This window comes from Streptomyces sp. E11-3 (assembly GCF_046540415.1).
Classification (GTDB): domain Bacteria; phylum Actinomycetota; class Actinomycetes; order Streptomycetales; family Streptomycetaceae; genus Streptomyces.
The window spans coordinates 1-3725 of record NZ_JAZGRL010000019.1 but is presented as its reverse complement, the minus strand read 5'-3'; the positions used below and the strand labels follow the sequence as shown (position 1 = coordinate 3725).

The 3725-nt window shown below is 70.0% G+C and carries 3 protein-coding genes; 1 reads left to right on the top strand and 2 read right to left on the bottom strand.

All coding sequences use genetic code 11. From position 1 onward, the window contains the following. Positions 1–261: 261 nt before the first annotated feature. Entirely contained in the window at positions 262–711 is a 450-nt protein-coding gene (locus U9R90_RS34240; RefSeq protein WP_411061229.1) for an SRPBCC family protein, read from the bottom strand. A 97-nt stretch (positions 712–808) separates the two neighbouring features. Continuing rightward, the gene (locus U9R90_RS34235; RefSeq protein WP_411061228.1) at positions 809–1594 is read right to left on the bottom strand and encodes a metallophosphoesterase family protein; all 786 of its coding nucleotides are present in this window, start codon (positions 1592–1594) and stop codon (positions 809–811) included. A gap of 288 nt (positions 1595–1882) precedes the next feature. Here U9R90_RS34235 and U9R90_RS34230 point away from each other — a divergent pair, with 288 nt between their 5' ends. Then, positions 1883–3691: an AMP-dependent synthetase/ligase gene (locus tag U9R90_RS34230; RefSeq protein ID WP_411061226.1), complete on the top strand. Its 1809-nt coding sequence runs from the start codon at positions 1883–1885 to the stop codon at positions 3689–3691. Positions 3692–3725 lie beyond the last annotated feature (34 nt).

Here is a 3725-nt window from a genome sequence, read left to right as displayed (position 1 = left end):
GCCCCCGCGCCGCGCGGCGCGAACACACAGGCGGACGGCCCGGGCGTCACCGCACGGCGCGCCCCCACGCCCGCAGAGCCCTGGGCCGGGCCCGCGTGCCCGCCGTAGCCTGCGCCGCCGAGCGGCGCTGCGCTCGCCCCCGCCGTCGTTTGGGTGCGGCCGTCGCGGTCTCGGCCGGGATGTGGTCGAGCCGTGGGCCGAGGCGAGGCTCGGTGTGCCTCCGGGGGCGGGGGGTCCGGACCCCGCTCTCGGGGCGGTCGGTCAGGCCGGGTCCGACGCGTTCGACTCCACGCGCTTCTTGAGACCGGCCAGTGCCCGGTCCGTGATGACCTTCTCGGCCTTGCGCTTGATCATGCCGAGCATCGGGATCTTGACGTCCACGGTCAGCTTGTAGGTGACCTCGGTGCCCTTGTCCGTCGCGGCCAGCGTGTACGAGCCGTCCAGGGAGCGCAGCATCTGGGACTTGACCAGGGTCCAGCTGACCTCGTGGTCGCCGGTCCAGGTGTACGCCAGGGTCTGGTCGTCCTTGATCGCGCCCGCGTCCATGACGAGGCGGACCTGCTCGGCGCGGCCCTCGGGGTCGGTGGCCAGTACCTCCGCCTCCTTGACCTCGCCGGTCCAGTCCGGATAGCGCGCGAAGTCGGCGATCACCCCCATGACATCGGCCGGCGCCGCCTCGATCGTGATGCTCGAGCTGGTGTGTTCCGCCATCGCCGTGGCTCCTCCTGCGGTCAGGTCGGGGTGACCTCATGGTCGAGGGGTGACCTCATGGTCGGGGGGTGACCTCGTGAAGGCTACCGCGCGCCGTCTACCACTCCAGGGACCAGGGCCTTCCACTACTGGCGAAGTGGCCGACGTTCACGCACTCCGTCGCGCCGATCCGCATCCGCCGCACCAGCGGCTGGTGGACGTGCCCGAACAGCGCGTACCGGGGCCGGGTACGCCGGATCGCGTCCAGCAGGGCGCGGCTGCCGCGCTCGAAGCGGCGCGCGACGGTGTCGTACACCAGCTCGGGGACCTCGGGCGGGATGTGCGAGCACAGCACGTCGACCTCACCGACGGCCTCGACCTTCGCGGCGTACTCCTCGTCGCTGATCTCGTACGGCGTGTGCATCGGGGTACGCAGTCCGCCACCGACGAAGCCGAAGACAAGACCGCCGATCTCCACCCGCTCGCCGTCCAGGACGGTGGTGCCCTCGCCCGCGTATTCCGGCCAGAGCCGCGGAATGTCGACATTGCCGTAGGTGGCGTACGTCGGTGTGGGGAAGGCCGCGAAGAGTTCGGCGTACTGCTTGCGGACCGCCTTCTCGACGACGGCGCCGCGGTCCTCCTCGATCCCGGCCCACAGCCCGGCACCGAAGGCGCGCGCCTCGTCGAAGCGCCGCGCGGTGCGCAGTTCCACCAGGCGCCGGGCGTTCTCGGCGCCGAAGAGCTCGGGGAAGATCCCGCGCGAGTAGTCGGCGTAGTCAAGGAAAAGCACCAGGTCACCGAGGCAGATCAGGGCGTCGGCGCCGTCTGCCGCGGTGGCGAGATCCCTGCTGTTGCCATGCACGTCACTGACCACGTTGACTCGTCTGACCCGTCCACCTCGCATATCGAGCACCCTAGGACGCGGTGCCGTACGGCGGTAGTGGCCGCTGGACCTGCGGTTACTTGGGAGTCGCCCGGCGCGTGGATTAGTGTGCGCCAAGGAGCGTCGTGCCGTGTGACGCAGGGAACATCTGGCCAGACCCCCCTATCGCAGAACACATACCGATGGGTAACGTCCTGGCAGTCCAGTCGTGCTCACCCCTTTTCAGCCACCGAGCACCTGCCCGATCTTGGACCGCACCGTCGCATCGCACAACGTCGTGGCGTCGGCGCCCTATGAGGAGCAGCAGTCTTGCGCGAGTTCAGCCTTCCGGCCCTGTACGAGGTCCCCGCGGACGGCAATCTGACCGACATCGTCCGCCGCAATGCCGCGCAGCACCCGGATGTGGCCGTCATCGGCCGCAAGGTGGACGGCGTCTGGCACGACATCACCGCGACGGCCTTCCTCGCCGAGGTGACCGCCACGGCGAAGGGTCTGATCGCCGCCGGTGTCCAGCCGGGCGACCGGGTCGCCCTGATGTCCCGCACCCGCTACGAGTGGACGTTGCTCGACTTCGCCATCTGGAGCGCGGGCGCGGTCACCGTCCCGGTGTACGAGACCAGTTCGCCCGAGCAGGTCCAGTGGATTCTCAGCGACTCGGGCGCCGTCGCCTGCGTGGTGGAGCTGGCCGCCCACACGGCCGCCGTCGAGTCGGTACGCGACCGGCTGCCCGACCTGGTGAACGTCTGGCAGATCGAGCAGCCCGACGGTGCCGGGGACGGTGCCGTCGAGGAGCTGAAGCGGGCCGGCGCGACCGTCAAGGACGAGACGGTCGACGAGCGCAGCGCCCTCGCGGGCGCCGACGACCCGGCCACCATCGTCTACACCTCGGGCACCACCGGACGCCCCAAGGGCTGTGTGCTGACCCACCGCAACTTCCTCACGGAGTGCGGCAACATCGTCGAACGGCTCAAGCCGCTGTTCCGTACGGGCGAGTGCTCGGTGCTGCTCTTCCTGCCGCTGGCGCACGTCTTCGGCCGGATGGTCCAGATCGCCCCGCTGATGGCGCCGATCAAGCTCGGTCACGTATCGGACATCAAGCATCTCACCGACGAACTGGCCAGCTACCGGCCGACGCTGATCCTCGGTGTGCCGCGCGTCTTCGAGAAGGTCTACAACTCCGCGCGCGCCAAGGCGCAGGCCGACGGCAAGGGCAAGATCTTCGACAAGGCGGCCGACGCGGCGATCGCGTACAGCCAGGCGCTGGACTCCCCGTCGGGCCCGTCGTTCGGTCTGAAGCTCAAGCACCGGGTGTTCGACAAGCTGGTCTACAGCAAGCTGCGGGCGGTGCTCGGCGGTCGCGGCGAGTACGCCATCTCCGGCGGCGCCCCGCTCGGCGAGCGGCTCGGCCACTTCTTCCGCGGGATCGGCTTCACGGTTCTGGAGGGGTACGGCCTGACCGAGTCCTGCGCCGCCACCGCCTTCAACCCGTGGGACCGGCAGAAGATCGGCACGGTCGGCCAGCCGCTGCCGGGCTCGGTGGTCCGGATCGCCGACGACGGCGAGGTGCTGCTCCACGGCGACCAGGTCTTCCAGGGCTACTGGAACAACGAGGCGGCGACCGAAGAGGCCCTCGCCGACGGCTGGTTCCACACCGGTGACATCGGCACCCTCGACGAGGACGGCTATCTCTCGATCACCGGGCGCAAGAAGGAGATCCTGGTCACCGCGGGCGGCAAGAACGTGGCGCCCGCGGTCATCGAGGACCGTATCCGCGCCCACGCGCTGGTAGCCGAGTGCATGGTGGTCGGCGACGGGCGGCCCTTCGTGGGCGCGCTGGTCACCCTGGACGAGGAGTTCCTCACCCGGTGGAACGCGGAGCACGGCAAGTCCGGTACGGCCGCTGACCTGCGCGATGACGCGGAGCTCCTCGCCGAGGTGCAGCGGGCGATCGACGACGGCAACTCCGCGGTGTCCAAGGCTGAGTCGGTGCGCAAGTTCCGGGTGCTGCCCGCGCAGTTCACGGAGGAGTCGGGCCATCTGACGCCGTCGCTGAAGCTCAAGCGGAACGTGGTGGCGAAGGACTACGCGGACGAGATCGAGGCGCTCTACCGGAAGTAGGCCCTCAGCGGGACCGGCCGGGCGGTGGCGGGAC

Excerpts from the sequence above, each read along its gene's own strand:
- U9R90_RS34240 (WP_411061229.1), bottom strand. The coding sequence starts at position 711 with ATGGCGGAACACACCAGCTCGAGCATCACGATCGAGGCGGCGCCGGCC.
- U9R90_RS34235 (WP_411061228.1), bottom strand. The coding sequence starts at position 1,594 with ATGCGAGGTGGACGGGTCAGACGAGTCAACGTGGTCAGTGACGTGCAT.